Annotated in this window: 29 protein-coding genes and 1 tRNA gene; 18 read left to right on the top strand and 12 right to left on the bottom strand. The window is 42.4% G+C overall.

The genetic code is table 11. The features are described 5' to 3' along the window. The first annotated feature begins 234 nt into the window (after positions 1 to 234). On the top strand, positions 235 to 603 hold the full coding sequence (locus tag ACFS5N_RS17990; protein ID WP_377188943.1) for a DUF6249 domain-containing protein: 369 nt from the start codon (positions 235 to 237) through the stop codon (positions 601 to 603). 47 nt (positions 604 to 650) lie between these two features. Here ACFS5N_RS17990 and ACFS5N_RS17985 read toward each other — a convergent pair whose 3' ends face one another. Both ACFS5N_RS17985 and ACFS5N_RS17980 read right to left on the bottom strand, forming a co-directional pair. Then, positions 651 to 1,163 (bottom strand): DinB family protein, encoded by a 513-nt coding sequence (locus tag ACFS5N_RS17985; RefSeq protein WP_377188940.1) that lies wholly within the window; start codon positions 1,161 to 1,163, stop codon positions 651 to 653. Next, complete coding sequence (locus tag ACFS5N_RS17980) at positions 1,156 to 2,376, bottom strand: sensor histidine kinase (protein WP_377189883.1); 1,221 nt, start codon at positions 2,374 to 2,376, stop codon at positions 1,156 to 1,158. Before ACFS5N_RS17980 ends, ACFS5N_RS17985 begins: the two co-directional genes overlap by 8 nt. A gap of 212 nt (positions 2,377 to 2,588) precedes the next feature. Here ACFS5N_RS17980 and gltX point away from each other — a divergent pair, with 212 nt between their 5' ends. Then, the gene (gene gltX / locus ACFS5N_RS17975) at positions 2,589 to 4,091 is read left to right on the top strand and encodes a glutamate--tRNA ligase (protein ID WP_377188937.1); all 1,503 of its coding nucleotides are present in this window, start codon (positions 2,589 to 2,591) and stop codon (positions 4,089 to 4,091) included. Positions 4,092 to 4,281: 190 nt separating this feature from the next. Here the strand turns inward: gltX and ACFS5N_RS17970 are convergent, their stop codons facing one another. Further along, complete coding sequence (locus ACFS5N_RS17970; RefSeq protein WP_144248404.1) at positions 4,282 to 4,758, bottom strand: Lrp/AsnC ligand binding domain-containing protein; 477 nt, start codon at positions 4,756 to 4,758, stop codon at positions 4,282 to 4,284. A gap of 164 nt (positions 4,759 to 4,922) precedes the next feature. On the opposite strand from ACFS5N_RS17970, the gene ACFS5N_RS17965 reads away from it, so the two are divergent. After that, positions 4,923 to 5,039: transfer RNA gene (locus tag ACFS5N_RS17965), tRNA-Asp, on the top strand. 543 nt (positions 5,040 to 5,582) lie between these two features. Here the strand turns inward: ACFS5N_RS17965 and ACFS5N_RS17960 are convergent. Continuing rightward, positions 5,583 to 6,860, bottom strand: coding sequence for an SGNH/GDSL hydrolase family protein (locus ACFS5N_RS17960; RefSeq protein WP_377188933.1), 1,278 nt, complete (start codon positions 6,858 to 6,860; stop codon positions 5,583 to 5,585). 133 nt (positions 6,861 to 6,993) lie between these two features. Then, entirely contained in the window at positions 6,994 to 7,575 is a 582-nt protein-coding gene (locus ACFS5N_RS17955) for a porin family protein (protein ID WP_377188930.1), read from the bottom strand. A gap of 137 nt (positions 7,576 to 7,712) precedes the next feature. On the opposite strand from ACFS5N_RS17955, the gene ACFS5N_RS17950 reads away from it, so the two are divergent. Both ACFS5N_RS17950 and ACFS5N_RS17945 read left to right on the top strand, forming a co-directional pair. After that, on the top strand, positions 7,713 to 7,928 hold the full coding sequence (locus ACFS5N_RS17950) for a hypothetical protein (RefSeq protein WP_377188928.1): 216 nt from the start codon (positions 7,713 to 7,715) through the stop codon (positions 7,926 to 7,928). Positions 7,929 to 7,991: 63 nt separating this feature from the next. After that, positions 7,992 to 9,728, top strand: a complete 1,737-nt coding sequence (locus tag ACFS5N_RS17945) for a S41 family peptidase (RefSeq protein WP_377188925.1) — start codon at positions 7,992 to 7,994, stop codon at positions 9,726 to 9,728. 76 nt (positions 9,729 to 9,804) lie between these two features. On the opposite strand, the gene ACFS5N_RS17940 is transcribed toward ACFS5N_RS17945, so the two are convergent. Continuing rightward, entirely contained in the window at positions 9,805 to 10,230 is a 426-nt protein-coding gene (locus ACFS5N_RS17940) for a hypothetical protein (protein ID WP_377188922.1), read from the bottom strand. A gap of 168 nt (positions 10,231 to 10,398) precedes the next feature. On the opposite strand from ACFS5N_RS17940, the gene ACFS5N_RS17935 reads away from it, so the two are divergent. The 9 genes from ACFS5N_RS17935 to ACFS5N_RS17895 all read left to right on the top strand — a co-directional run bounded on the left by ACFS5N_RS17935 (position 10,399) and on the right by ACFS5N_RS17895 (position 18,639). After that, positions 10,399 to 10,920, top strand: coding sequence for a hypothetical protein (locus ACFS5N_RS17935; RefSeq protein ID WP_377188919.1), 522 nt, complete (start codon positions 10,399 to 10,401; stop codon positions 10,918 to 10,920). Positions 10,921 to 11,017: 97 nt separating this feature from the next. Beyond that, complete coding sequence (locus ACFS5N_RS17930) at positions 11,018 to 11,773, top strand: UDP-2,3-diacylglucosamine diphosphatase (protein ID WP_377188916.1); 756 nt, start codon at positions 11,018 to 11,020, stop codon at positions 11,771 to 11,773. A gap of 222 nt (positions 11,774 to 11,995) precedes the next feature. Continuing rightward, positions 11,996 to 13,069 (top strand): peptide chain release factor 1, encoded by a 1,074-nt coding sequence (gene prfA / locus ACFS5N_RS17925; RefSeq protein ID WP_377188913.1) that lies wholly within the window; start codon positions 11,996 to 11,998, stop codon positions 13,067 to 13,069. Between the two features lie 296 nt (positions 13,070 to 13,365). Beyond that, positions 13,366 to 14,310 carry an FAD:protein FMN transferase gene (locus ACFS5N_RS17920; protein WP_377188910.1) on the top strand — a complete coding sequence of 315 codons (945 nt, stop codon included), beginning with the start codon at positions 13,366 to 13,368 and terminating at the stop codon, positions 14,308 to 14,310. A gap of 223 nt (positions 14,311 to 14,533) precedes the next feature. Beyond that, positions 14,534 to 14,800: a hypothetical protein gene (locus ACFS5N_RS17915; protein WP_377188904.1), complete on the top strand. Its 267-nt coding sequence runs from the start codon at positions 14,534 to 14,536 to the stop codon at positions 14,798 to 14,800. 23 nt (positions 14,801 to 14,823) lie between these two features. Continuing rightward, a complete protein-coding gene (locus ACFS5N_RS17910; RefSeq protein ID WP_377188901.1) occupies positions 14,824 to 15,705 on the top strand; it encodes a hypothetical protein in 882 nt (293 codons plus the stop codon). A 3-nt stretch (positions 15,706 to 15,708) separates the two neighbouring features. Then, positions 15,709 to 16,392: a response regulator transcription factor gene (locus ACFS5N_RS17905; RefSeq protein WP_377188898.1), complete on the top strand. Its 684-nt coding sequence runs from the start codon at positions 15,709 to 15,711 to the stop codon at positions 16,390 to 16,392. A gap of 4 nt (positions 16,393 to 16,396) precedes the next feature. Then, positions 16,397 to 17,731 (top strand): sensor histidine kinase, encoded by a 1,335-nt coding sequence (locus ACFS5N_RS17900; RefSeq protein ID WP_377188895.1) that lies wholly within the window; start codon positions 16,397 to 16,399, stop codon positions 17,729 to 17,731. Between the two features lie 140 nt (positions 17,732 to 17,871). After that, positions 17,872 to 18,639, top strand: a complete 768-nt coding sequence (locus ACFS5N_RS17895; RefSeq protein ID WP_377188892.1) for a DUF6515 family protein — start codon at positions 17,872 to 17,874, stop codon at positions 18,637 to 18,639. A 125-nt stretch (positions 18,640 to 18,764) separates the two neighbouring features. Here the strand turns inward: ACFS5N_RS17895 and ACFS5N_RS17890 are convergent, their stop codons facing one another. The 3 genes from ACFS5N_RS17890 to ACFS5N_RS17880 all read right to left on the bottom strand — a co-directional run bounded on the left by ACFS5N_RS17890 (position 18,765) and on the right by ACFS5N_RS17880 (position 20,499). Continuing rightward, positions 18,765 to 19,325 (bottom strand): biliverdin-producing heme oxygenase, encoded by a 561-nt coding sequence (locus ACFS5N_RS17890; RefSeq protein ID WP_377188890.1) that lies wholly within the window; start codon positions 19,323 to 19,325, stop codon positions 18,765 to 18,767. A gap of 289 nt (positions 19,326 to 19,614) precedes the next feature. After that, positions 19,615 to 20,082: a nucleoside deaminase gene (locus tag ACFS5N_RS17885; RefSeq protein ID WP_377188887.1), complete on the bottom strand. Its 468-nt coding sequence runs from the start codon at positions 20,080 to 20,082 to the stop codon at positions 19,615 to 19,617. 81 nt (positions 20,083 to 20,163) lie between these two features. Next, positions 20,164 to 20,499 (bottom strand): tRNA-binding protein, encoded by a 336-nt coding sequence (locus tag ACFS5N_RS17880; protein WP_377188884.1) that lies wholly within the window; start codon positions 20,497 to 20,499, stop codon positions 20,164 to 20,166. A gap of 115 nt (positions 20,500 to 20,614) precedes the next feature. Between ACFS5N_RS17880 and ACFS5N_RS17875 the strand changes: the two genes are divergently transcribed. Continuing rightward, complete coding sequence (locus ACFS5N_RS17875; protein WP_377188881.1) at positions 20,615 to 21,016, top strand: hypothetical protein; 402 nt, start codon at positions 20,615 to 20,617, stop codon at positions 21,014 to 21,016. On the opposite strand, the gene serS is transcribed toward ACFS5N_RS17875, so the two are convergent. Then, entirely contained in the window at positions 21,013 to 22,284 is a 1,272-nt protein-coding gene (gene serS, locus ACFS5N_RS17870; protein ID WP_377188878.1) for a serine--tRNA ligase, read from the bottom strand. The two genes, ACFS5N_RS17875 and serS, sit on opposite strands and share 4 nt — an antisense overlap. Before the next feature lie 111 nt (positions 22,285 to 22,395). On the opposite strand from serS, the gene rsmI reads away from it, so the two are divergent. The 3 genes from rsmI to lnt all read left to right on the top strand — a co-directional run bounded on the left by rsmI (position 22,396) and on the right by lnt (position 25,354). Continuing rightward, complete coding sequence (gene rsmI, locus ACFS5N_RS17865; protein WP_377188876.1) at positions 22,396 to 23,079, top strand: 16S rRNA (cytidine(1402)-2'-O)-methyltransferase; 684 nt, start codon at positions 22,396 to 22,398, stop codon at positions 23,077 to 23,079. Continuing rightward, positions 23,079 to 23,603, top strand: a complete 525-nt coding sequence (locus tag ACFS5N_RS17860; RefSeq protein WP_377188874.1) for a DUF1572 family protein — start codon at positions 23,079 to 23,081, stop codon at positions 23,601 to 23,603. The genes rsmI and ACFS5N_RS17860 overlap by 1 nt, the downstream gene beginning before the upstream one ends. 128 nt (positions 23,604 to 23,731) lie before the next feature. Further along, positions 23,732 to 25,354, top strand: a complete 1,623-nt coding sequence (lnt, locus tag ACFS5N_RS17855) for an apolipoprotein N-acyltransferase (protein ID WP_377188871.1) — start codon at positions 23,732 to 23,734, stop codon at positions 25,352 to 25,354. 129 nt (positions 25,355 to 25,483) lie between these two features. Here lnt and ACFS5N_RS17850 read toward each other — a convergent pair whose 3' ends face one another. After that, on the bottom strand, positions 25,484 to 26,344 hold the full coding sequence (locus ACFS5N_RS17850) for an N-acetylglucosamine kinase (RefSeq protein ID WP_377188869.1): 861 nt from the start codon (positions 26,342 to 26,344) through the stop codon (positions 25,484 to 25,486). Continuing rightward, positions 26,341 to 26,688, bottom strand: coding sequence for a response regulator (locus ACFS5N_RS17845; RefSeq protein ID WP_377188866.1), 348 nt, complete (start codon positions 26,686 to 26,688; stop codon positions 26,341 to 26,343). The genes ACFS5N_RS17850 and ACFS5N_RS17845 overlap by 4 nt, the downstream gene beginning before the upstream one ends. Positions 26,689 to 26,708 lie beyond the last annotated feature (20 nt).

Below are 26,708 nucleotides of genomic sequence, written 5' to 3'. Positions count from 1 at the left end.
TGTCATTCTGAGCGAAAGCGAAGAATCTTATGCGCGCGATATGAACGCATGGCTTTTCTATAATATAAGATTCTTCGCTATCGCTCAGAATGATAGCATTTTTGTAATATTAATCTCGAAATAAAAAAATCAAAATTACCTGTAACCTCATTTAAAATAGAGTAGTCATAACCTGCAAATACATCGATGTAACAGACGTATCAACAATTTTGACTAACTAAAAATTAAATAAAAATGGATCAACAACAATTAGCCGTAATGATACCCATGGTAGTATGTACCGGGATGTTTGCTATGATATTCGGTATCTTTTATCTGCGCAACCGCGAACGCATGGCCATGATAGAGCGTGGCATGGACCCGCGTACAGGCGAATACAAGAAAATTAATCATAATAATATACTTACCTGGGGGCTTCTGTTAATAGGGGCGGGCCTGGGGCTGTTTATAGCGTACATTTTAGATAATACGCTGCCATTTGCGAGAAATAACGACGATTTCCCGGCTATTTACTTTTCTTTAATAGCGATTTTTGGCGGTGCCGGACTATATCTTGCCTATCATATCCAAACTAAAGAAAACAGGAGACAGGCAGGCGAATAAATTTACCTAATACCTAAAAAGGCGCTCCGTTGGTAGGAGCGCCTTTTTTAGTATATACCGTAACGGTCTCTCAATAAATTAAGGTGATGTACCTCATGGCCGGCCATTTGATAAACTATGGTATTAACCTGTATGGGGTGGCCGTTAGCTATACCGTGAGTTTCGATTTGTTGGGGCGTCATAGCGCGCAGCATGTACAAGTTAGCTTCGCGCAGGGTTTTAAGTTCGGCCGCCAGATCTTGTATCGGGCGGTCGTTTGAGTTTGCACGTTCTACATATATATTTTCTTCAAAGCCCGGCAGTTCTGCCTGGCCGCGCGAAAAGGCAAACGCACGATAGGCAAATGTGCGCTCAGCGTCAATTAAGTGGCCGGCAAGCTGCTTAACCGTCCATTTGCCCGGGGCATAAGCGTGGTTAGCTTGCTCATCCGTCAAATTGCTCAGCAGTTTAAATGTTGAATTTTTCAGGCTTTCCAATTTTTCTAAAATAGGTTCCTGATCAACCAGTTCAATATACGCGCGATAATAGTGTTCGTAAGCAGCCGGTTCTGGTTTATGCATGGTCGTTAATACTTTTTAATATAATCCTAAAGGTAGTACCCTTGCCTATTTCTGAGTCGCGCACAAAAACCTTTCCGTTATGGTAACTTTCCATAATACGTTTAGTAAGCGACAAGCCCAAACCCCAGCCGCGCTTACGCGTAGTATAACCGGGTTGAAAAACGGTAGCAAATTTAGAGCGTGGTATGCCTTTACCAGTGTCTGTAACATCAATGTAAACTAAATCCTTTGTTTTGTTATCAGAAATATTTATCCTGATGCTACCCTTACCCTCAATAGCATTTACTGCATTTTTAAGCAGGTTTTCAATAACCCAATCAAACAGCGGGATGTTAAGTCCTGCAACCAAATTTTTATCGCCGGTTACTTCAAAGTTAATAGCTGCACTTACGCGCACTTTAAAATAGTCAACAAAATCTTTCACTACGTCATAGACATAGTGTTCTTCCAGCTTTGGTTTTGCACCGATTTTTGAGAAACGGTCGGCCACTATTTCCAGGCGTTTCACGTCGTTCTCCATTTCGAGCACCAGCGGATCTTCCTCCGCGTTAAATTTATCTTTCAGCAATTCAAGCCAGGCCATAAGCGAGGATATTGGTGTACCCAGTTGATGTGCTGTCTCCTTAGCCAAACCCACCCAAACCTGGTTTTGCTCAGATTTTCGCGACGAGTTAAAAGTGCTGTAAGCCAAGGTTAGGAACACGGCAATTACCGAAAGCTGCACATAAGGGAACATTTTTAACTGCGTTAGCAATGACGAGTCTTTGTAATAGACCAGATTATTACCATGCCCCAGGCCCGGCAGATTAATAATAATAGGCTCATGCTGCGATTTCATGATCTCCAGTTCGCCTTTAAAATATGCGGGGTCGTATTTCGGCGCTTTGCCATTAGTGGGCATATCAGGAGGAAGATCAATATATGTTTTGGTGGTATCTAAGCCGCGAACGGTCTTGATATCGCCTTTTTCGTCAGTTACAATAGCCGGTACTGCCAGGCTGTCCCTAACGGTTAATACATAAGGAAGGAAATCATTATCGTCTGACGTTAAGCTTTGCCTGATGCTCAGTGCCCATAACTGCGCGCGGGTACGCTCTGCACGGGCAATATTTCGCACCAGGTAATTAGTATAAATAAGCGACCCGGCGGCTATAACCAATGCAAAAGCAAGCAAAATGTATTTCCAGAACCGTTTATTCTCGTAGGTATTAATCATCTCAGCCTCAAATAACGCATTTTTTGCGCTGAAAGTCTAAAGCTTAAAGTAATATAAGCTAAATGCTGAAAGACTAAAGCAGAAAGCAGGCTAAATGGAATTAAAATTTTTAGTCTTTTAGCTTGGCATTTAAGCGCTGTCTTAAACATGACAAAGCTTTAACCTTTCTGCTTTTAGCTTTCTGCTCGTTAATACTATCTTTGCCGCAAATGTCAGATAAAAGAGTTAGAGTAAGATTTGCACCAAGCCCAACCGGTGGCTTGCACTTAGGCGGTGTGCGTACCGCATTGTTCAATTACCTGTTTGCTAAGCAAAACGGCGGCGAGTTTGTGTTACGGATTGAGGATACCGACCAAAACCGCTACGTTGAGGGTGCCGAGCAATACATTATTGACTGCCTGAACTGGTGCGGCATTACTCCTGACGAAAGCCCGGTTAACCCTGGTCAATACGCTCCGTACCGCCAAAGCGAACGCAAAAGCCTGTACCGCCAGTATGCCGAGCAATTGGTAATGCAGGGACACGCTTACTATGCTTTTGACACCGCCGAAGAGCTGGAGAAATATCGTAAAGACATCCCCAATTTTCAATATGGTCAGGTATATCGCGACGGACTGCGTAACTCGCTGTCATTACCGCAGCATGAGGTAGACCAATTATTGGCCGATCATACCCCGCATGTTATCCGCATAAAAATACCGGCCGACCAAAGTGTTGGTTTTACTGATATGATTCGTGGCCGTGTTACTTTTGAAACTAATACAGTTGACGATAAAGTTCTATTAAAGGCCGATGGTATGCCGACTTACCATCTGGCGGTTGTGGTTGATGATTATCTGATGAAGATTACCCATGCCTTTCGGGGCGAGGAGTGGTTACCATCAGCCCCTATACATTTATTATTGTGGGAGTACCTGGGCTGGAAAGCCGATATGCCACAATGGGCTCACTTGCCACTGATATTGAAACCCGATGGCCACGGCAAACTTAGCAAGCGCGATGGCGCCCGCCTGGGCTTCCCGGTGTTTGCTTTGGATTGGGACGGAACGCAGGGCTTCAATGGGATGGGTTTCCTGCCGGAGGCTTTTGTAAACTTCCTGGCGCTGTTGGGCTGGAACGATGGCTCGGGCCAGGAGATATTTACGCTGGAAGAACTGGTGGAGAAATTCTCTGTCGAGCGTATCAATAAATCGGGCGCGAGATTCGATTTCGAAAAAGCCAAATGGTACAACGCAGAGTGGATCAAAAAGGCAACTGCCGAAAGCCTGCAACCAAAAGTTAAAGAAATACTATCAGGTAAAGGTATTAATGTAACAGACGATGCTCGCTTGTTAACTATCATCGATCTGATAAAAGATCGTTGCGTGTTGTTGCCTGACTTCTATCAGCAATCATCATATTTCTTCCATATCCCGGCAGCATACGACCTCAACGCCGTAACACCAAAATGGACGGAAGAGAAAACAGCGTTTTTCAAATCATTCATCGAACAGCTAAAAGCAACGCCAACCCTGATTGCAGCCGATACTGAAACTGCCTTCAAAGCCCTGACCGAAGAGAAGGGTTTTAAAATTGGCGACGTAATGCTGCCATTCCGCATTATGCTGGTGGGGGGTAAGTTTGGCCCGCATGTGTTTGATATCGCAGCACTGTTAGGTAAGGATGAAACTATTAATAGGATAGAGCAGGCGCTGGTAGCCTTTACGTCTTAGTAATTGCAATCCAATTCTACAATATGTCATCTCGAGCATAGCGAGAGATCTATACACCAGCATATCAACGGATGTATGGATTTCTCCCGTTGGTCGAAATGATATTTTGTTCTAACTGATATAGCCGATAAACAAAAAAGCCCGTCGTAAACACGCCGGGCTTTCATTATAATAAAGTGTTAAGTAAAAGTTACTCCAAAGTGATTTGTCTCCTTATGCTTTCTTCTAATGATATAAATGTTTCGGTACGTTGAATGCCTTTTACACCTTGAATTTGCTCGTTCAATACCTCGCGAAGGTGAGCGGTGTCATGGCAAATAATTTTAGCGAAGATACTGTAGCTACCGGTGGTATAATGTAGCTCCACAATCTCTTTTACAGCTTTTAGTTGTTTAACAGCGTCGTTGTATTGCGATCCTTTCTCCAGGAATATCCCCAAAAATGCGGTAATATCATAGCCCAGTTTTTGCGGATCGACCTCCAGACTGGCGCCTTTAATTACACCCATTTCCTCTAATTTTTTCATCCGCACATGGATAGTTCCGCCTGAAACGATTAACTCTTTCGCAATTTCGGTGTAAGGGGTGGTAGCGTTTTTCATTAATATTGACAATATCTGGATGTCAAGATTATCAATTTCTAAATTTTGAGCTTTTCTGTGCGACATAAATTTAAATTTCTGTATTGTAATACAAGTATAATTATAATTTAAATAAAAATAAAATTATTTTATTGAAATATTTGCAAGGAATTGATAAGTCTATTATGTTTGTAACAAGCAAACGGACCTAAGAAGCTTAACAAGTTCTTTAAAACAATTAACAACAACACTGTTGGGTGGTGAAATTTTTGGCAGACACACCTCCTTGTCCCGGTGGTAGAGATCATAGGAAATCAGTCGCAAGACTGACTAACTACTCTGTGGAGGTTCGAATCCTTCCCCAACAGCTATTGAGCCTGAAAGTCCAGAGTCTCAAGTTCAGAGTCGATAAAAGACTCAAGACTTCAGACTCAGAACTAAAGACTTAATACAATCCTGTAGGATGGTGAAACTTTTGGCAGACACACCTCCTTGTCCCGGTGGCGGAGAATCTGGGAAACTCTTAGCAATAAGAATAACCACTCCGTGAAGGTTCGACCCCTTCTCCTACAGCCTCTTCTCATAATTTAGGTTTATAATTGGTTAGTAAAGGCCCCTGCCCATCAGAGGGCCTTACTTATTTTTACCTGTTTAGAAATCGATCAAAACTTTTGGAATATCAAATCATGAAATTTTGAATGATGAATCTGGAACAGTAGCAAACATATCGCTTACGCGACTGTCTGAACCTTGATTTGAGGATTACAGGATTTAACGATTTCTGCTCGCTCGAAAAAGGAAAAAAAAATCTCTGACAAAAACGAGCGGTGGCCTGTCAGCTGGACAGATTCAGGCGAAAGCAGGAAAAATGATAGAGGCCATGTGCGGCTGCAGGGCTGTGTATATTGCTTTTATTGCATCATCCTGCTCAGCATATCAGTACTTTGTGCCATGTTAGCCAGTTCGTCTTTTAATGACACATGTTTTTCATCCAGCGGGGCATATAGTTCAAGGCTTGATTTTAGCAGCGTGTTTTCATTCAAGGCCCTTACTTCATCTATATTCATCCCAGCGCGGTAAAACAGCCAGTTCTTGGCTTCTATATTACTGTCTTTCTTACCGCCCAGTGAGAGCTCTTTTATTACCAGTCGCTCGTCAATATGTCCCTGAAAGAGGCTGTCGCAGTATAAGGCTGTTTCGCTGCGGGCATAAAAATGGGTGAGCGTAATTTTGTGCCATTTACGGTCTGATATTTTAATATTACCTATTATCTGATCTTTTACCGGCGAGGTGTATTTAACAACACCTTTATCGCTAATAGTAATTAAACCCAGGTGGTCTAAACTATCCTTTAATTGCATGATCTGACCCTTACCGTCGGCTTTTACAGCGATGGTAGTGGTAAATGAATGTACCATGTTATCCGGTTTAAAGACGATAGCCCCCTTATTATCTTTGCCAATTTCTGCAGATGAACCGTCGATCCATTTTGGTTGGGCCTTGCCATTACTCAATGCGTCAAACAGCGAGGGGACGATAGCATACGATAGCTCACGATGACCCATATCATTGGGGTGCCCATCATTATACCAATACCCTGCCGCCCATTTACCGCTGCCATCATCAATACTTCCTAATAGGTTTACAGAGGGTACATCCAGCGTGTGTATCCACAAGTCCATTTGTTTGGTGTAGTAGTAGTCTCTTTCATTAAAGTCGTTACGGGTGTAGCAGTTGGTGATTACGGGCACATAGCCGCTATCACGGGCCATGGTAATAAGTTTAGGCAGGTTAGCCTTAAACTGCTCATACATACTCAAACCTTTTTCATGAACAAATTCATTGCCCAGCGATAATGCGATGAACACATATTTACTATGTTGAGATACAAAGTCGCGGTGCCATCGTTTCATAAGTTTGATGGTATTGTCGCCACCTATTGATTTGTTTACGGTAGTCCAATTTTTACCCACCCCTGTGGCTGCACGCTGTTGCAGTATTTTGGTAAACATTGAAGTGTAGCCGAAATTTTTGGTAGCCCCAATGCCGTAAGGTACTGACGACCCGAAATAAACAATTTTTAAGGTGTCTAATTGGCCCGCGTTTTTTGCCGTGTCAACAGGCTGAGCATTGGCAGCCATAAAAAACGCCGATAAAAACAATAGTGATAATGTAAATCGTAATCTCATGAATTAGAGGCAAGGGTGATATTTATGATACAATTTTAGCCAAAAATTCAACATGTCGCCTCAAAACAAAAAAAGCGACCATTATTGTTACATAATGGCCGCTTACTTAATACGCTGTTATGCGCCTAACGTATTAAAAGAATTTAAAGCCCACACTCAATGCCCACAGGTTTTGGCGTTGGCCGTAGTCTTGACTAATTTTGGTTAAATTACCTTCGTAACGTAAGTCGGCAGTGATAGGGCCGATATCAACACCTGCGCCGGCCTGGTAGCCCAAAGTGCTGTTGCTGTAATGACCAAAATCATTGAAAGCACCGGTAAAGTTATTGGAGAAACTTTGGTTTTTGTCCATAACATAAGTATAAATAGGGCCGGCCATAATTCTGAAATTCAAGTCTTTGTCGCCAAATGAACCACCAAATAACAGCGGTACATTAAGGTTGGTAAATTTAACTTTGGCGCTGTAATCGGTACCGTTTTGGCTTGCGTCAAATTTGCCGCCTGTACTACTCACATAAAGCTCGGGTTGTACATAAAATGGGCCACCAAAGCGGGCAAATAAGCCAGCCTGATAGCCGGCTACTGATTTGTCGTGAAAATTGTCTGAGTTTATTCTGGAATAGTTAACGCCTCCTTTTACACCCAGGCTAAATTGCGCTTTAGCCCCAATTGTGGCCGCTATAACAAGCATTGCGCTTAATAAGTACTTTTTCATAATGTAGATGTTTAATTAATAATCGGCATTTTTTTGTTTAAGGGGTGCCGTTAAATGGGCGTAACAATCGCCGTACCAATTTTTTTGGCTCGGCTATGCTTGATAATTTTTATATTTTTGCCGCAAACTATTTTACTATGGCAGAAATAAGCATCAGCAGCAAAGACTGGGAGCGCGTAAAAATTAAATTACAGCGCAAGTACAATCATTTAACCGATGCACAATTAAATTATACCGAGGGGCAGGAGGAAGCTTTGATTACCAATTTGATGCACCTTGTAAACAGAAATCGCGAGTACGTGGTTTTCACACTTAAAAAAGCTTTAGTCAATATCGACAATAATCGCCTGTAAAATAAGTTAATTATTTTACTGACAGTTTTGTAGCTTTATATTTAAAGTAAGAAAATCTATTCGATGAAAAAGGGTGTAGCAGTTAAGTATAGAGGTTTGTTGATATCGGCAGGTATAATTGTGCTCGCCACAGGTATTTGGAGTTTTAGCGATGATTTGTTTCAGATATCCAAAAACCTTGAAGTTTTTGCATCCTTATATAAAGAAGTTAATATTAATTATGTTGACGATATTAACTCGGCTAAGTTTTTAAAAACCGGTGCCGATGCTATGCTTGAGGGGCTTGACCCATACACCGAGTTTGTACCTGAATCTGAAATAGAAGACTATAAGCTACATTATGTAAGCACCCAATATGGTGGTATTGGGGCCGGCGTTTTTGCACGCGATAATAAAGTTTACGTATCAAACGTATTTGAGGGCTTCCCGGCCCAGAAGGCAGACGTTCGTCCTGGCGACCAGGTGTTAAAAATCAACGATATTACGCTTGATGGCAAAAACAGCGAGCAGGTTAGCTCATTGTTAAAAGGCTCAAAAGGCGCCGGTGTTAAAATGGTTTTTAAACGCGATGGCGAAGATAAACCCGTAGAGAAAACCCTGATCCGCGACGAAATAAAACAGCCCAATGTTTCTTATTATGGCATGGTGGCCGGCAATATGGGCTACATTAAGCTTGATCGCTTTTTGGAAAACTCTGCCCAAGAGGTTACAGATGCGCTTATTGCCTTGAAAAAAAACAATCCTAATGGTATGATACTCGACCTTCGCTCAAACGGCGGCGGTATTTTACAGGAAGCGGTTAAAATAGTTAATCTGTTTGTGCCTAAGGATGTTGAGGTGGTATCGCAAAAAGGAAAAGTAAAAGAAAAAAACTTTACCTATAAAACTATAGCTGCTCCGCTGGCTGGCGATATGCCGCTGGTAGTATTGGTTAACTCCCGTTCAGCCTCGGCTTCAGAAATTGTTGCCGGCTCGCTGCAAGATCTGGACCGCGCTATTATCATTGGTCAGCGTAGTTATGGTAAGGGCCTGGTGCAGCAGACATTCCCGCTACCCTATAACAGTTTGGTAAAAATCACCATCGCTAAATATTATATTCCGTCGGGCCGTTGTATCCAGGAGCTTGACTATACTCACCGCAAAGATGATGGCACGGTACTAAAAGTAGCCGATTCGTTATTACACGAGTTTAAAACTAAAGACGGCCGGTCAGTATACGACGGCAGCGGTATTTACCCGGATATTTTTATTAAGCGCGATCTGTTTGCTAATATTACACAAACGCTTATCAGTAAATTTTACATTTTTGATTATGCTACCAAATATCGTTTGTCGCATCCCAAAATTGCCGACCCTAAAGATTTTGCTTTAACTGATGCCGAGTATGATGACTTTGTGAAATACCTGGCCGATAAAAATTACACTTATAATACTACTTCAGAAAAGGTTTTGGCAGCACTGAAACAAGAAGCTACCAAAGAAAAACAATTTAGCCAGATACAAGCCGAATATGAAGCGCTGAAAAACAAAATGGCCGCTAATAAGAAAAACGACTTGCAGCTGCATAAAGAAGAGATAAAACAGACATTAGAGAATGAGATTGTCGGCCGTTATTATTTTGAAAAAGGACGTTATGAAGCTTTTTTTAAATACGATAAAGAGCTGGCCCAGGCGGTAAAAACCATGCAGGATAAACAACAACTGGCAGCTATTTTAAAAGGCGATGGAAATTACAAAGTTATAGGTAAACCAGTACTGGCTGCGGTTGGCGACAAAAAGGAAGAAACCACAAAAGAATAAAATATTGCAGTGCTGTAAGCTGTAGCAAAAAGCCGCTATTAAGCGGCTTTTTGCTTTAAAAGCTTTTTAATAAAGGTTATAAGTAGTTTATACAAGCTTTGCAATTTTCAACAGGATGACAGCCGCTCATCGTTTCGCAATGCGCACGTTTTCCATAACAGGTATAGGGTGGGGTGCTGCAGCAGCTGCAATCGCCCATTACTGCGATAGGCCCTAAAATTATTTCTTTATTGCCGATAGTAATCTTACTTCCGGGTTTAACGCCTACAAGATATATACCCTTTTTGTTTTTATAATATGGGTCGTTTGCTTTTGGTTGCATCGTAACGATGTCTTTTTTGTTGATTTTCGCAACGTCTAATCGATTATCTCCGTAAATAATAACAGTTCCTTTCAGAGAATCAACGTGTCCGGCAAAAAATACCTGAAGTTTTAATTGCGCTTTTAAGTTTAAGGTAATTAAACAAAATGCAATTACGAATGTGAACTTAGATAAATGCATAAGATTTTGATTTTTAGTTGAATATAGTCAATATAATCGTTTTATAATATCAAAACTTTCGGTGAGTGTGTTTGTTCAGGTAACGTCGGTGTTTTTTAATATAATCAAAAAATTAAACTATCATCTTAATTGAACGTCTCACAACAACAAACACAAATACTAAAATTTATGAAAAAGATCCTTTTAACAGCAGTGGTTTTAATTAGCTGCTTAGCATTCAGAGCCGAAGCCCAAATTCATATCAGTTTAGGTTTAAACATTGGTAGCCAACCTGATTGGGGCCCGGTAGGATATGATCACGCAGAATATTACTATATGCCCGATATTGATACTTACTATGATGTACCCAACCATCAGTATGTTTATTTAGAGTCGGGCCGGTGGGTGCGCGCGGCAGTTTTACCATCAAGATATCGTTTTGACCCTTATAACAGTTATAAAGTAGTCATTAATGAGCCATCGCCATGGTTACGTGCTACTACTTATCGTGCTAAATACAGAGGTTACAGAGGTCGTCGTGATCAGGTGCTGATTCGAGATAGCCGCGAAGATAAATACCGTAACCATTGGAATGGCCATGACAACGGTAACCATAACGGTTGGTATAAAGATAAAGGCCACGGTAATGAAGGCCATGATCGCGGCCGGGGTCATGGACACGGCCATGGTCATGATGATGATCGTCGTTAATATAAATTAAATCATTAATACAAAAGAAGCCCTTCAGCACTGAAGGGCTTCTTTTTGTTGATACTGGTTAGTGATAAAAATGTATTTTTGACGCAGTATGTCCACAGGTACAAAAATTTATTTTGCTTCTGATTTTCATTTAGGCGGAGGTAGTTATCAAATCAGCCGCGAGCGCGAGGACCGTATAGTGCGCTGGCTTGACGCTATAAAAGACGATGCTGCCGAGCTGTTTTTAATTGGGGACGTTTTTGACTTTTGGTTTGAATATAAAACCGTGGTTCCTCGTGGGTACATCAGGTTCTTAGGTAAACTTGCCGATTTGGTAGACAATGGCGTAAAACTTTACCTGTTTAAAGGTAACCACGACATGTGGATGTTTGATTACTTTACCGTCGAGCTGAACGCCACAATTATCAGCAATGAACTTGAGATTGAACGCAGCGGTAAAAAGTTTTACCTTCATCATGGCGACGGATTGGGCCCGGGGGATGCTTTTTATAAAGCGTTAAAAAAAGTTTTTCGTAGTAAGTTTTGTCAATGGTTATTTGCCCGGGTGCATCCAAATTTGGGCGTAGGTATAGCTAATTATTGGTCAAGACACAGTCGTAAATCAGGTTTATCCAATGAAACCCGTAAATCTGTCGAACAGGAATGGCTGGTAGTTTATTGCAGAGAATTGCTTACCCGAAAATATTTCGACTATTTGATCTTCGGCCATCGTCATTTACCATTAGATATACAACTGGATGAAAAAAGCCGGTATATTAATTTAGGCGAATGGTATAGCTATTATACGTATGCGGTGTTTGATGGCGAAAATTTAAAGCTGGAATATTTCGAGCCGAAAAGTTAAGCGGGGTTGCTCTTTCATTTGCAAGCAGTCGCAAACTATCTTTGTTTTTTACGCTTGTCATGCTTGCAAATACAATAAGTGCTTCGGACGAATTATTTGTCATCCTATCATAAACCTTTTAGGTTAAACAGGCTTGCGTTATGGTTTGCGGCTAAAAAAGCGTACTTTTGTGGGATTTTTAAAATCGGGCATATTAGTGGCCGATTAGAAGGAATTCAGGCTATGTTAGAAAAATTAGAATTAATATATCAACGCTGGAAAACAGTAGAGGGAGAATTGAGCAGCCCTGATGCCATGGCTGATATGAAGCGTTTTGCCCAACTGAATAAAGAGTATAAAGATCTGGCAAAGATTGTTGATGAATACCATATATATCGTAACATCGTCAGCAATATTGACACTAACAAGCAAATATTGGCTACCGAGAAAGACGAGGAGTTTCGCGAGATGGCTAAGACCGAGCTCGATGAACTGCTGGTTCAGCAAGAGGAGAAAGAGGAGCAGATACGTTTGATGCTGATTCCAAAGGATCCTGAAGATTCTAAGAACGCGATAGTTGAAATACGGGGTGGAACCGGGGGCGATGAAGCTGCTATTTTTGCCGGCGACCTTTACCGGATGTACATGCGTTATTGCGAAAAGCGCGGTTGGAAAACCGAACTGGTGGACTATACTGAAGGCACAGCAGGCGGATATAAAGAGATTGTTTTTAACGTGAACGCTGAGGATGCTTACGGTACGCTGAAATATGAATCAGGTGTGCACCGTGTGCAACGTGTTCCTGAAACTGAAACACAGGGCCGTGTACATACATCGGCAGCATCTATTGTGGTTTTGCCTGAGGTTGACGAGTTTGATATTCAGTTAAATCCTGCCGATATCCGTAAGGATCTGTTCTGTGCATCAGGGCCGGGCGGGCAATCAGTAAATACTACTTATTCCGCGGTGCGTTTAACACACATCCCTACAGGTGTGGTTGCACAGTGCCAGGATCAGAAATCGCAATTAAAAAACTTTGACAAAGCCTTACAGGTGTTACGCTCGCGCGTTTATGAGCTTGAGCTGCAAAAACACTTGGAAGAAGCTTCTAAAAAACGTAAAACTATGGTAGCCACCGGCGACCGTTCGGCCAAAGTGCGTACTTACAACTACCCGCAGGGGCGTTTAACAGAGCACCGTATTGGTTTAACCATATACAATCTTGCAGACGTGATGAATGGCAACATTCAGGAAATTATGGAAGCTTTGCAATTTGCAGAGAATGCAGAAAAGCTGAAAGAAGGAAGTGTAGCATAAATGTGCAAATAGGCAGATGTGCAAATGTGCAGATGCTGTTTTGTCTCTAATAAAAAATTGATGCAGGTATGCAGATGAGTTGAATCATTAGCATATCTGCATTTTTGTTTTATAACCTGCGCAGATTGGTGCTTATGTTTTGGTGAATTTACCATATGCTGATTTAGTTTTTTTTATTCATGCTGACGGTTACTTACAGCAGCTAATTTCCTGAAACAGCTTACATTTAACATTTTTTTAAATTTCTGTCACCCCGGTTTTCATCTTGTTTTCATAAAGCCGCTATAATTTAGTTCTTGAATTTAAAAGACTGGATTATGCTGGCTCTAAAAAAGGTAGTAACTAATAACTCAACCATCTACAGACGTGAAGTGATGCTGATGGGTAATAAGTTCGAAATCAGTGTGGTGGGGAACGATCCGATTTGGGCCCATGAGCGCATAGACAGCGCCATTGCCGAAATTAATCGTGTAGAGAAGCTGTTAAGTACCTTTGGCGAAGACAACGCAGTAAATACCATTAACCGTAATGCCGGGGTAAAACCTGTAAAGGTTGGCGCTGAGATTTTTAAACTTATAGAGCGTTCACTGCAAATTTCTGAGCTAACTTACGGGTCATTTGATATCACCTACTACAACAATGATAAAGCTTTAGATAACGAAGATATAGCGACGCTAACTTACACAACCATCAATTATAAAGATGTAGTGTTAGATGCTAAAGCAACCACTGTTTTCCTTAAAGAAAAAGGTATGCGTATAAGTTTTGCTGCTAACAGCAAAGGATATGCAGCCGACCGTGCAAAATATATCTTGCAATTAGAAGGTGTAAGCCATGGGGTAATCAATGCCGGTGGCGACCTGCTAACCTGGGGCCTGCAACCCGATATGGAGCCCTGGACGGTTGCAACTGCCGACCCGCGCCAGGCTAATGAACCTTTTGCCGATCTTGAAATAAGCAATATGGCTATAGCTACTTCTGTAAACACCGGGAACTATGCAATTATTAATGACAAAAAACTTAATGTTGCCCGGCCAGTTAACGGTTTTGCAGTGAGCCAGACTAAAAGCGTAAGTATTATAAGCCCCACTGCCGAGTTTGCCGATGCTATGGCGACGCCAGTGATGACTATTGGTGTTAACGCAGGTATTTACCTCATTAATCAATTGAACCAGATAGGTTGTGTCATCATTGACGATCATAACCGTATATACCCGTCAAAAGGTATTGTCATCGCTTAATATAGATTATTTATTGGCGGCAAAACGCTGATGAATTTTAATGCCTTTCAATTGGATGCACCTCTTGGTGTGCTAAAAATCCTCAAAAATTATAAAGTTTAAGTCCATTACCATAAATTAGGCGGGTGCTACGGCACCTGCCTGCAATTAACTGACTTTTGGAAAAATATTTACCAAATTCATGTCGCCAATGCTAAAGCGGCTTGCATATATTACATTGTTATTGATATTTGCAATTAGCTTATCATTTGCTGAAACCAGTACGGGCCGCCGTTCACTGGCTTATGGCGGTGGTATGCGATATGTTTTGGCTTTAGATACTACCAAAAAACAAAAGGCAGAAGAGGAAAAAAAGATCAAGGAAATATCAAAGGCAAAGCGCCAGGTCAAGCCCGAAAAGATTGGGGATGAAAAAGCGAAACCTAAGCGCGAACGCCGGCCTGAAGGTTTGGACAGACCGCCTGAAATTCCGAGACGAAATGGTAATTAACCTAAACAAAACAAGCCGATCAAATGAAGTACCTGCGTATACTAATTTTAATTGCTGTATGTAGCCCCGCAAGCGCTGCGGAACTGCTGCGGCATGCTTTTATTTTTCGCCCTGCCCCGTTAACGGTAAGAGATACAGACACCATTGTTCGAAAGCGTTCTATATCAGTAGGTGTTAATTATGGTAGCGATGCCATGTTTTTTGGTAGGGTGGGCCCAATTACTTATCCCTATTTTTCTGCAGATGTAGTGTATAATTTTAAAAGTGGTTTTTTTGCATATGGTTCGGCGTTACGCTTAATCGGCTACAATACTTCGGTTGATGAGGTTGATCTGGGCGGCGGTTACCTGTATCATCCAACCAGGCAATTTTCGGGTGCGGTATCTTATAATCGTTTTATATTTAATAAAGAAGAACGTATCATTGAATCGGCTACCTCAAACGACGTAAACTGGAAAAACTCTTACGACTGGGGCCCGGTGAAATCAACTGTTACGCTGGATTATCTGTTTGGTAAATCGAGCGATTTTTTCATGACCGTTACCCATTCTAAATATTTTGAAACCAAGGGCAATATTTTTGACGATAAGGACTACCTGTCCTTCAACCCCGGCTTTAGTTTTATCGTAGGTACGCAAAACTTTGTGCAGCGCTATTCCGTAGACCACCAGGAAAGGTTGGCTGCTATTAATATATATAAGTTTGGATCAGGCCAATCCACTGGTTTTAATAATGGCCGGCTTAACGTGCTTAATTATAGCTTTAAAATACCTATAGCTTATAACCGCCCGCATTATACGTTTGAGCTGGCCTATAAGTATTCAATACCGGTTAATGTTGAAGGTGCTTTAGAGAACAAGCATGAATCATTTATAAACGCATCATTTTTCTACATTTTCTATTAAGCTATGAATGTTTTAATAATTGAGGATGAAGAAGCATTGGCACATGAGCTTGAAATTTTTCTGGGCAATAATAATTACGTAACCGATGTTTGCTACAACGGTGCATCAGCGTCAGAGAGAATTGCTACCAGCCTGTATGATTTTATACTGATTGATTTGGGCTTGCCCGACTACGAGGGACTTGATTTGCTAAAAGAAGCAAAAAAAAACAACCCGGATGCAGCTTGTATTATCCTCACGGCACGCGCCGAGATAAATGACAGGGTACGTGGCCTGGATTTGGGGGCAGACGATTATTTGCCGAAACCATTCTCGCTGTTAGAGCTGCAAAGCCGCATGCAGGCTATTATGCGCCGCAAATTCGGGCTTAAACAAAATATAGTTGAGCTTGGCGATTTTCTGATTAACCTTACAGATAGGGTCATCAGCTGCCAGGGAGATACGGTGAGCACCATTACTAAGAAAGAATTCGATCTGATAGCTTACCTCATCCTCAACAAAAACCGCACGTTGAGCCGCACCCAGCTAAGCGAGCACATTTGGGGCAGTGTTATCAATGACGATTACGACTCAAACTACATAGACGCGCATATCAAAAACATACGCAAGAAACTAAACGTTTATTCAGCACCCGACTGGCTGGAAACGGTGCGGGGGCTGGGCTATAAAATAAAAATGAACACTTAGCACATTGAAACTAAAAACAAAACTTACGCTGTTTAATGCCATCTCAAAACTGGTGATCGTGGTTTTGTTTGTATTGCTGGTGCCCGTGCTTATTAAGCGTATAAGCCGCAACTATGTAGATAACAACCTTATCAAGCAGCAAAAAAAGTTTCTGCAGATAGTTAAAACCCAGGGTATCAAAAACTATATACCTGATGGCGAAACTTATGGCAGCTATTACCTGCCCCTTAAAGAGGAGTATCTTACAATTGAAACAGATACCATACCCGGCCATAAAATTGATACAATTAAAAATGAGCGCCGCCTGGTTGAGCAGGATACCATCGAGTACCGGATACTGAGCCATACTTTTAACGTAGGAAACCATAAATATCTGCTTGAAATAGGTAAAAGCGTAGCCACGTTGGATGATACCAGCGCGCCCCTGCAAAACATTGCTTTTGTGGTGCTAATAGGGATGATACTGCTCACTATCCTGGCCGATTTGTTTTATACCAACCGGGTGCTTAACCCACTTGGGCATATTATTAAAACCAAGCTAATAGGGCAGAAGTTCCCCAATTTTGGTTCATACAAAGAAGTTAAAACTTCAACGTCCGATTTTCAGTATCTGGATATCAGCATTCATAAAATGATTGAAACTATTGAGGCAGCCTTCCAGAAGGAGCGCGAATTTATCTCCAATGCCTCGCACGAGTTGATGACGCCGATATCCATTCTTCAATCAAAAATCGAAAACATGTTTGATCGTGAAGACGTGGCTGATGATTTGAAGGTGCGCCTGCTGGAAATGCAGAAAATTTTGAACCGCCTCAAAAGCATCACCAAAACATTGTTGTTGATATCGCAGATTGAAAACGAGCAGTTTTTAAAAGAAGACCAAATATCTATCAACCAATTATTGCAGGAAGTTTACGACGAGATTAGTGTACGCCTGACTGATAAGAATTTAACTTTTGATATTTTGGTGCCTGAAGATGTTGTTTTAATTAATGTAAACCGTTTCCTGCTGTTTAATTTATTTTTTAATCTGGTAAACAATGCCATCAAGTATAATAAACCCGACGGCGAGATAGTTATCACTACCGAGCTGGAAAGCGGCAGCCTGATTGTTAATATTACAGATACAGGTACTGGTATCAGTGTTGAAGATATGCCTTTGATTTTCAATAGGTTTAAAAAGGTTAGGCAGTCAATGCAACAGGATAGCTTTGGTTTGGGTTTGCCCATTGTTAAGTCAATTGCTACGTTTCACGACATCAAAATTGAGGTTGATTCGGTTAAAAATGTAGGCAGTAATTTCAGGTTGATCTTTCCTTTTCAGCTAATTAAAAAATAACGGAAAAACATCAAATATTTTTGAAGGCTAATTAAACCCTTTGAACTTGAATTTGTCTAACTAATGTTATGTTAGTAAAAGTTTTACGCCGCATACTACATAGCCATAAATTGAGTTATATTTTTTTACGTCATAATAATATGAAAAGGTTTAATAAATATGCATCTGCACTAATGCTGGGCGGAACGCTTTCTGCAATGGTTGTTTTAAATGCCGACGCACAGCGCGGTGGCGCTCACTCAGGTGGCGGCGGCGGTGGTGGAGCTACCTTTAGCCGTGGTGGCGGAAGCGTAGGCGGTGGCGGTTTTCGCACTGGTGTAAGTTTTGGTGGTTATCGTAATAATGTAAGCCTGGGTTTAGGTTTAGGCTACAGAGGCGGCTATGGATATGGTTTTTATCCGTCGTTAGGGTTTTATTATAACGCATTGCCATTTGGCTACTACCCATTTTATATGGGTTCTGCCTTATTTTATTATTATGATGGTGTATTTTATCGTCCGTATGATGACGGGTATGTAGTAACGGCCCCGCCGGTTGGTGCCTCAGTACCGTCGTTGCCACGTAACGCTAAGGCTATCATGATTGACAATCAGCAATTTTTTGAAGCTGGCGGTGTTTATTACAAAATCATTATTAATGACAAAGGTGATAAAGTTTATGTAGTTGCCGGTAAAGACGGCGTATTGAATACCGACAAAAGCGATGGTCAGACCGGCGACGACAATGGCGCTGTTAACCAGGTGCCACGTGTAGGCGACATCGTAGAGCAATTGCCTGAAAATGCGCGCCGGGTTACATTGAATGGTAAAAAATATTACGTTACTGCCGAAGATATTTATCTGGAAGAAACCACGGATGTTAATGGTAATGTTGTATATCGTATAGCAAGTGTTCCTGACAGCCAATAATTGATTGGATTTGAAATTGAAAGCCCCTGGTTGATTGTAACCGGGGGCTTTTATTTTTACGCTAATCCGGGATGAAATTTAAGCTATGACCCAATACCAGCGACATCGCTATACGATAGGCATATTTAGTTAGCTAACCAGGCTTCAAACTTAGCAAAGGTTTGATTAGCCGCCCTTGTAATGATCTCTTCATCTTCAGGGCTCATGGCAACATCGTTTAAAATTTCTTTAAAACCGGCCCACATCTGCTCGGTGTGTTTACCGTAGCTGTTAAAAAATGACAGTCCGCGCCCATCCTCAACATGCAGATGCTGCTGTATCATTTTACTGATGATTTTACCGCCCAGTGTCGACCCTTCTATTACATATAGCGCCCCGAAAGCTTTCAGGTAATTGTCAATCACCGGCAATTTGTCATCGGCAGCCAGCGCAGGGATAATAGCGCCAAGAGCTGTAATATCGTCAGCTATCGCAGATGTTTTGCGCCTATCTTCATAATCGGCCAGGTTCGAAGCGTTAATGTAGCGTTCTATATGTAGCTCAAGTGCACCAAAGTAACCGTAAAATAAATTTAACAGATTGATATAGTCCTGCTGAGAGCGCATGGCCTTCATTTTACCAATAAGCACTTTTTCTGTTTGCTGGTGATTTTTTAATGTGGCTTCCTTAATGTGATCTGTAAACATAGGATGGCGATGTTATTATCGAATTTGTCATTTCGACCAACGGGAGAAATCTATACATATGCTAAGCTCTGTGTGAATGTCTTGTGTATAGATTTCTCACTACGTTCGAGATGACAATATAAATTATAAAATTATCTGGTGGCAACATATTGTCAGCGCTCTTGTTTTATTTTGTTTCATTTTGTTTCACCCGGTTTTTGTATTGAATTGAATATCAATATACTAATCCAAAAAAGTGTTTCACTTGTTTCATTTTGTTTCACATTCAGGTGAAACAAACACTTTGCGCTTACCGCTTATTTTTAAAAAAGCTGCGCATTAGCTCGGCGCACTCATTCTCACGGATTCCGCCGGTAACGATGGTCTTAGGATGCGTGATTTTTTGGTTGAGGCGCCCAAAGCCCATACGGGTATCATAAGCACCGAATACAATTTTACCAATCTGGAACCAGTATGAGGCTCCAGCGCACATTACGCAAGGCTCGAGGGTAACATAAAGGGTGCAGTCTTTAAGATACTTGCCTCCCATAAAATTAGCAGCAGCGGTTAAGGCCTGCATTTCGGCGTGTGCCGATACGTCGTTTAGCCGCTCTGTTAAGTTATGTCCGCGGCCAATAATTTTTCCCTGGCAAACTACTACAGCGCCGATAGGTATCTCGTCTTCGCCATAAGCCAGGCGGGCTTCGTGCAGCGCCTGATCCATAAAGAAATCATCAGGCGAAAGCGCCGACTCATCGCCGAAATTAACGTATCTCATTCTTATTATTAAATGTTTTATCCAGATGCAAGCAAGATACTGCACCTATTAATTGCGGACCGAATATATACTCACCTACATTCATATCAACTTACTACCATTGGGCACCGGTTTGTCAACGGCGGCCAGCACAATATCGCCGTTTTCGTCGGCAAAACCCGTTACCAGAAACTCAGACATAAAATTAGCAATTTGCTTTTTAGGAAAATTGATCACACCAACAATCTGTCTGCCAATCAGTTCGTCCTTTGTATAGTGTTTAGTGATCTGCGCGCTTGACCATTTGGTGCCAAACTCGCCGAAATCAACTTTTACCTTAAAAGCCGGGCGGCGCGCCTCAGGAAAATCTAAAGCCTCAAGCACAGTGCCTACGCGCAGTTCAACCTTTTCAAAATCGCTCCAGTTAATGGTTTCCATAGGCACAAATATATGTTATTTAAAGCTTGGTGATAGATGAGCAACAATGAACGATAAATGGTGTAACTTTTAATTTTAACTTTCGTATAAAGAAACGTCCGTAATTAATTTAATAATGCGAAACCTTTCCAAGCCGTTGCTGGTAGTCACCCGAACTACCTCCAGTATCACTTTACCCACTACTAAAAATGTGGTGAAAGTTACTAATCTGAACCGTATCTTTCCTTCCATTCATGAGTTACAGCCTTACGCTATTGTTTTAGATCACGACTTTCTTTCGGGTGAAACAGAAAAGGTTCTTCGACGCTTAACCGTCAACCCGTTTTACAGCAAGATTAAGATCTATTGTTACAAATCGCGCCCGCACACCAAAGTTGACGGGTTGCTTACCGCGCTTGGCGTACAACACTTCATTTACGGCAATACAGCTAAAAAGCCAAAAGCAAACATAGCTGGCAAGCTGCTCGGCTATGTGTTTGACGGGGTAAGCAGCAGCTTAATTGACGTCGCCAATTAATCTATCCACTCAAAACCAATATAAGGCACCAACACTTCAGGTACTTTAATACCTTTTTCGGTTTGGTTGTTCTCCAGTAGGGTGGCTACTATACGCGGTAAAGCTAATGCGCTGCCGTTCAGTGTATGGGCCAGTTGCGTTTTACCTTCGGCATTACGGAAACGTAGCTTTAAGCGGTTAGCCTGGTAAGTCTCAAAATTTGACACTGACGATACCTCTAACCAACGTTGTTGTGCCGCGCTCCAGGTTTCCATATCATAGGTCAGCGCTGAGGTAAAGCCCATGTCTCCGCCGCACAACCGTAATACCCGATAGGGCAGCCCCAGCTTTTGCAGCAGTCCCTGGACATGCAGACTCATTTGCTCCAGCGCGTCATATGAAGTTTCAGGATTAACAATCTGAACAATCTCTACCTTATCAAACTGGTGTAAGCGGTTCAACCCACGCACATGGGCGCCGTATGAGCCAGCTTCGCGGCGGAAACATGGGGTGTGCCCGCAGTTTTTAACCGGCAACTCATCGGCCTTCAAAATAACGTCGCGGTACAGGTTGGTTATCGGCACCTCGGCGGTTGGTATCAGATACAGGTTATCTTCATTTACAAAATACATCTGCCCCTCTTTATCCGGTAGCTGCCCGGTGCCAAAGCCCGACGCCTCATTAACTACCAAGGGTACACCCACTTCTTTGTAACCGGCTTTTTCAGCCTCATCAATAAAGAAATTAATTAACGCACGTTGCAGCTTGGCGCCTTTGCCGGTATATACCGGGAAACCCGCCCCTGTGATCTTAACCCCTAACTCAAAGTCAATCAGTTTATATTTGGCAGCCAGCTCCCAGTGGGGCAGGGCATCTGCAGGCAGTTCAGGCTTGGTGCCGTTTTCAAGCACCACCTCGTTTTCTTCGGGCGTTTTGCCTTTAGGGACAGATGCATGTGGCAGATTAGGTAGCAGCACCAGTTTTTGATAAAGATCAGCCTCTATAGCGGTCAAATCCTCGTTGTATTTTTTGATGTCCTCTTTCCAGACACCGGTTTTAGCTTTTATGGTTTCGGCTTCGTCTTTTTTGCCGGTGCGCATTAGTTCGCCTATTTGTTTGGCGGCCGAGTTTGCTTCTGCAGATGTATTATCCAACTTTACCTGTGTTTGGCGGCGGCTGTCGTCCAATTGCAGGATTTCGTCAACCAACTCTGGCTGTTTAAAATTTTTTACAGCCAAACGCTCTAAAACCTGTTCCCTGTTTTCGCGGATATAACTAACTTGCAGCATTATTTTATTTTTTCGACAAAGATATAATTAGTTCATAGTTTGTGGTTCATTGTTCATGGCCAAATTGTGAAAAAATACAGTACATACTATTAACCATGAACCATTAACCATATGACGCAGCCCGGCAAACTATATTTAGTACCCACACCCATAGGCAACCTGGAGGATATGACCTTCAGGGCCATCCGCGTCTTAAAAGAGGCCGATCTGATCCTGGCCGAAGACACCCGCACCTCGGCGCCGCTGCTCAAACATTTCGACATCCAGAAAAAGGTATTTGCCCATCATCAACATAATGAGCATCAGTCATCAAACGAGATTGTGAAGTTTTTGCTTGAAGGCAAGCAGATCGCTCTGATATCAGACGCGGGCACACCGGCCATATCTGATCCGGGCTTTTACCTGGTACGTGAAGCGCTAAAGCACGACATTGCCGTCGAGTGCCTGCCGGGCGCTACGGCCTTTGTACCGGCGCTGGTTAATTCAGGTTTCCCGACAGATAAGTTTTGTTATGAAGGATTTTTACCCTTAAAAAAAGGCCGCCAAACCCGCTATAAGTTTTTAGCTGAGGAAGAGCGGACAATTATACTCTATGAGTCGCCTCACCGTTTGTTAAAAACACTGGACGAAATGATCACTTATTTTGGAGCAGACAGGAAACTCTCAGTATCGCGCGAGCTGACTAAAATGTTCGAGGAAACGGTACGCGGCACCGTCGCCGAAGTGAAAACCTATTTTGAAACGCATCCCGTAAAGGGCGAATTTGTAATCTGCGTAGCCGGGAAGGAGAATTAATGATGGATGATTTTTTGAAAAGCGCCAAAAAACAGTTTCTCTATTATAAATCATTAGGCGAAAAGACCATGGCCCAATTGCAGGATAACGACCTTTTTTGGCAATATAACGACGAAAGCAATAGCGTAGCTATGATCGTACAGCATCTTTGGGGCAACATGCTATCGCGATGGACCGACTTTTTAACTACTGACGGCGAAAAGGAATGGCGCCAACGCGATCAGGAATTTGAGGCGATAATTAATACGCGATCCGAGCTAATTGAAAAATGGGACGCCGGGTGGCAATGCCTTTTCGACGCGCTTGACGCTATTACACCTGAAGATTGGGACAAACCGGTTTACATCCGCGGTGAGCGCCATACTGTCGTTGACGCTATTAATCGCCAATTGGCGCATTACCCTTGTCACATCGGCCAAATTGTTTTTATCGGCAAAATGCGGTCTTCGGGCTGGCAGTCACTCACCATACCAAAAGGCAAATCGCAGGCGTTTAACGATGACATGTTTGGTAAGCTTAGGTAAATAAACAATTAAAGGCCTGTCATGCTGAGGCCCTCGAAGCATGAGCGTAAGGCAAAACGAACGTACGGCAATGCCCGCGCTCACCCTTCGAGAGCCTCAGGGTGACACCCATTTTATTAAATAACACAATGAAAAAAAACATCCTCCTATCCATATTCTCAGGCTTATTACTTTGGCTGGCCTGGCCGCCGATGCATTATACTGCCTGGTTTTTATTTTTTGGTTTGGTGCCGATGTTACTGGTGATAGAGAATATCATTCAATCGCCCTCAAAACATAAAGGTAAAAATGTATTCTGGACAACTTTTTTAGGCTTCTTTATTTGGAATGTGCTCAGCATTTACTGGGTGTATAACGCGCTCAAAATTATTGGTGACGTTACCGCTATCCCTATTAGTTTGATCCCTTATTCGTTGGGGCCGCTGCTGATGTCATCAGCGTGCTGGTTATATTTCAGGATGCGCATAGTTAGCAGTCGCCCCCGGGCACTCTTTGCTCTTGTTTGTTTTTGGATAGGTTATGAATACCTGCACCAAAGCTGGGACCTTGCTTTCCCCTGGATGACGCTGGGTAACGGCTTTGCTACAACGCACCAATGGGTACAATGGTATGAGTATACCGGTGTTTATGGCGGCACTGTTTGGATATGGCTAAGCAATATCCTGGTGTTTTTAATTTATGTGGGATTGCGCGAAGCACAGCATAAACAATTAAGATTAAAACTTACAGGCGTGCTTGCCGCAGTGATTGTGCTGCCGATTGGCTATTCCTTATATCGCTATAGTCACTACACCGAGGCTGTCAATCCTTCAAATATTGTGGTGGTGCAGCCCAATATAGACCCTTATGCTAAAGAAGGTGATATCCCGGCTCCTGAGCAAATAGCTATTCTGACCAAACTGTCCGACTCGTTGGCGCAAACTAATACGGAGTTTTTTATCTGGCCGGAAACTGCTATCCCTGATTATGTGGATGAGGATCGTATTCGCAGCAGCAATTATTTTTTACAGGTGCAGCGCTTTTTGTCAAAGTACAAAAACGGCAATGTCATCACCGGTGCCGAAACCACTAAGCTCTATAACATCCGTGAAACAAAAACTGCCGATGCGATACCCGGCAGCAGCCAGTTTATGGACCATTTTAACAGTGCCGTAAACATTGAAAACTCGGCCGAAGTGCAGTTTTACCACAAGTCGAAGCTGGTTCCCGGCGCCGAGTCGCTGCCATTTGGTAATGCCTTGTCATTCCTGAAACCGGTGTTTGAACACCTGGGAGGCGCCGTTGGCGCTTACGGGGGGCAGGAGCATCCTACAGAGCTTTATGCGGCCAGCGGTATAGGGGCTGCGCCGGTTATCTGCTATGAATCTATCTGGGGTGAGTGGGTGGCTCAATCAGTACGCAATGGTGCGCAGTTCATTGCCATTATCACTAATGATGGCTGGTGGGAAAATACTTCGGGTAAAGATCAGCACCTGGATTATGCTAAATTACGCGCTATTGAAACACGCAGGTGGGTATGCCGGTCGGCCAACACCGGTATATCGGCCTTTATAAACGAGCGCGGCGATATTGTACAGCAAACCAAATGGTGGACGCGCACGGCCCTGAAACAAAACATTAACCTGAACTCGGATATTACTTTTTACGTAGATCACGGCGACTATATCCCTAAAACCACCAGCTTTTTAGCTGTATTAGGGATTTTGTTTTTGGGGGTAATTGTGAGGTTTAGGAGAAAAAATACTGCCTAACCGATTTGTCATCCTGGGCAAAGCGAAGAATCTTATTCGCGCGATAATGATAATGCGAGCCTGTCAGTTTGATAAGATCCTTCGCTTTGCTCAGGATGACAGGATAGTAGAAATAAAACGATGGTGATATTACTTCTCTATTCCTTCACGCTTCAAAATAAATTCCAGCAAATCATTAATGGGCTGTTTAATGATCTTACCGATATGAATATCCTGCGTAGCAGCCAGCTCATGCAGCTCTTTACTAAACACAAAAGCTATTGACCCTACAAAATGGCTTTTAAATTCGTGATATTCAGGGTATGATTTGATGTTGGTATCAATAAATTCCTGCAAGCCGCGTTTTATCAGGTTGCTGCCATATTCTGTTTTACGAATAACATTCAGGAACCTGGCAAAAGATGCGAGGTATGAATTAGGCGATGGCTTTTGATAGACATTTCTGATAACCTCTTCTTTGGTTATTGGGTAAGTATTTTTAAAAAGGGTGTTAACCTCTTCAGGCATGTTGCCATACAGATAATCTGTAATCAACGTCTTGCCGTACCAGGTACCCGCGCCCTGATCGCCCAAAATATAACCTAAACCATGCTTACCGGTATGTATTTCTTCGCCATCAAAAAATGAAATATTTGAGCCGGTACCTAAAATGCAGCAAAGGCCTTTTTCATGCCCGCAGGTTGCGTATGCAGATGCCAGTAAATCGCTGTCGACACTGATATATGCTTTAGTAAAAAGCTGGCTCAACGCATTGCTGATAATCTCATGCCTGTCCGGGCTTGAACAGCCGGCGCCAAAAAAATAGATCTCTTTTACCTCCGGGCCGTAAGCAATCAAATCTGTAGCCTGATCCTGCAGTATCCGTACAATCTCTTTATCAGTTAAAAAGTAGGGGTTTAATCCCGGAGTTCTGAAAGCCTGTGCCTCGTGGCCGGGCTGCTTAAGCAACCAATCTGTTTTTGTCGATCCGCTATCGGCAACTAAGATCATGGTAGTTCTTCGAGTATTTTATGTGTTAGCGGTTTGTGTATAAACTGCGTAATGTATTTATTATCTGATGATCTGCGGATATCAGTAGGGTCAAATGAAGATGAGAGCAGAAAAACTTTTATACCCTTCTTGTCAATATCAAGTTTATCGAAAGCATCTAAAAACTCAAATCCACTCATCAGCGGCATCCTTATATCCAGAAAAATAACGTTTGGCTTTATGGTTCCGCTTTCAAGCATGCTTATAGCTTCTGTAGGCGACTCGGTAACCACTATATTCTCTGCAAACTTGCTGCTTTCCAATAGCCTGCGCGTGACGAAATTATCGATATAATTATCGTCCACTAATAGGCATGTATGATAAG

It is taken from the genome of Mucilaginibacter ximonensis, assembly GCF_042686265.1.
Classification (GTDB): domain Bacteria; phylum Bacteroidota; class Bacteroidia; order Sphingobacteriales; family Sphingobacteriaceae; genus Mucilaginibacter; species Mucilaginibacter ximonensis.
Note: the sequence above shows the minus strand (reverse complement) of the source record. Positions and strands in the feature narration are given on the sequence as shown.

Bases quoted from the DNA above. Each gene is read 5' to 3' on its own strand.
- ACFS5N_RS17860 (WP_377188874.1), top strand. From the start codon at position 23,079: ATGATGGATGATTTTTTGAAAAGCGCCAAAAAACAGTTTCTCTATTAT.
- ACFS5N_RS17935 (WP_377188919.1), top strand. From the start codon at position 10,399: ATGAAAAAGATCCTTTTAACAGCAGTGGTTTTAATTAGCTGCTTAGCA.
- gltX (WP_377188937.1), top strand. From the start codon at position 2,589: ATGTCAGATAAAAGAGTTAGAGTAAGATTTGCACCAAGCCCAACCGGT.
- ACFS5N_RS17850 (WP_377188869.1), bottom strand. From the start codon at position 26,344: ATGATCTTAGTTGCCGATAGCGGATCGACAAAAACAGATTGGTTGCTT.
- rsmI (WP_377188876.1), top strand. From the start codon at position 22,396: ATGACGCAGCCCGGCAAACTATATTTAGTACCCACACCCATAGGCAAC.
- ACFS5N_RS17930 (WP_377188916.1), top strand. From the start codon at position 11,018: ATGTCCACAGGTACAAAAATTTATTTTGCTTCTGATTTTCATTTAGGC.
- ACFS5N_RS17890 (WP_377188890.1), bottom strand. From the start codon at position 19,325: ATGTTTACAGATCACATTAAGGAAGCCACATTAAAAAATCACCAGCAA.
- serS (WP_377188878.1), bottom strand. From the start codon at position 22,284: ATGCTGCAAGTTAGTTATATCCGCGAAAACAGGGAACAGGTTTTAGAG.
- ACFS5N_RS17985 (WP_377188940.1), bottom strand. From the start codon at position 1,163: ATGCATAAACCAGAACCGGCTGCTTACGAACACTATTATCGCGCGTAT.
- lnt (WP_377188871.1), top strand. From the start codon at position 23,732: ATGAAAAAAAACATCCTCCTATCCATATTCTCAGGCTTATTACTTTGG.
- ACFS5N_RS17955 (WP_377188930.1), bottom strand. From the start codon at position 7,575: ATGAAAAAGTACTTATTAAGCGCAATGCTTGTTATAGCGGCCACAATT.
- ACFS5N_RS17905 (WP_377188898.1), top strand. From the start codon at position 15,709: ATGAATGTTTTAATAATTGAGGATGAAGAAGCATTGGCACATGAGCTT.
- ACFS5N_RS17885 (WP_377188887.1), bottom strand. From the start codon at position 20,082: ATGAGATACGTTAATTTCGGCGATGAGTCGGCGCTTTCGCCTGATGAT.
- ACFS5N_RS17910 (WP_377188901.1), top strand. From the start codon at position 14,824: ATGAAGTACCTGCGTATACTAATTTTAATTGCTGTATGTAGCCCCGCA.
- ACFS5N_RS17990 (WP_377188943.1), top strand. From the start codon at position 235: ATGGATCAACAACAATTAGCCGTAATGATACCCATGGTAGTATGTACC.
- prfA (WP_377188913.1), top strand. From the start codon at position 11,996: ATGTTAGAAAAATTAGAATTAATATATCAACGCTGGAAAACAGTAGAG.
- ACFS5N_RS17895 (WP_377188892.1), top strand. From the start codon at position 17,872: ATGAAAAGGTTTAATAAATATGCATCTGCACTAATGCTGGGCGGAACG.
- ACFS5N_RS17880 (WP_377188884.1), bottom strand. From the start codon at position 20,499: ATGGAAACCATTAACTGGAGCGATTTTGAAAAGGTTGAACTGCGCGTA.
- ACFS5N_RS17875 (WP_377188881.1), top strand. From the start codon at position 20,615: ATGCGAAACCTTTCCAAGCCGTTGCTGGTAGTCACCCGAACTACCTCC.
- ACFS5N_RS17970 (WP_144248404.1), bottom strand. From the start codon at position 4,758: ATGTCGCACAGAAAAGCTCAAAATTTAGAAATTGATAATCTTGACATC.
- ACFS5N_RS17950 (WP_377188928.1), top strand. From the start codon at position 7,713: ATGGCAGAAATAAGCATCAGCAGCAAAGACTGGGAGCGCGTAAAAATT.
- ACFS5N_RS17945 (WP_377188925.1), top strand. From the start codon at position 7,992: ATGAAAAAGGGTGTAGCAGTTAAGTATAGAGGTTTGTTGATATCGGCA.
- ACFS5N_RS17940 (WP_377188922.1), bottom strand. From the start codon at position 10,230: ATGCATTTATCTAAGTTCACATTCGTAATTGCATTTTGTTTAATTACC.
- ACFS5N_RS17960 (WP_377188933.1), bottom strand. From the start codon at position 6,860: ATGAGATTACGATTTACATTATCACTATTGTTTTTATCGGCGTTTTTT.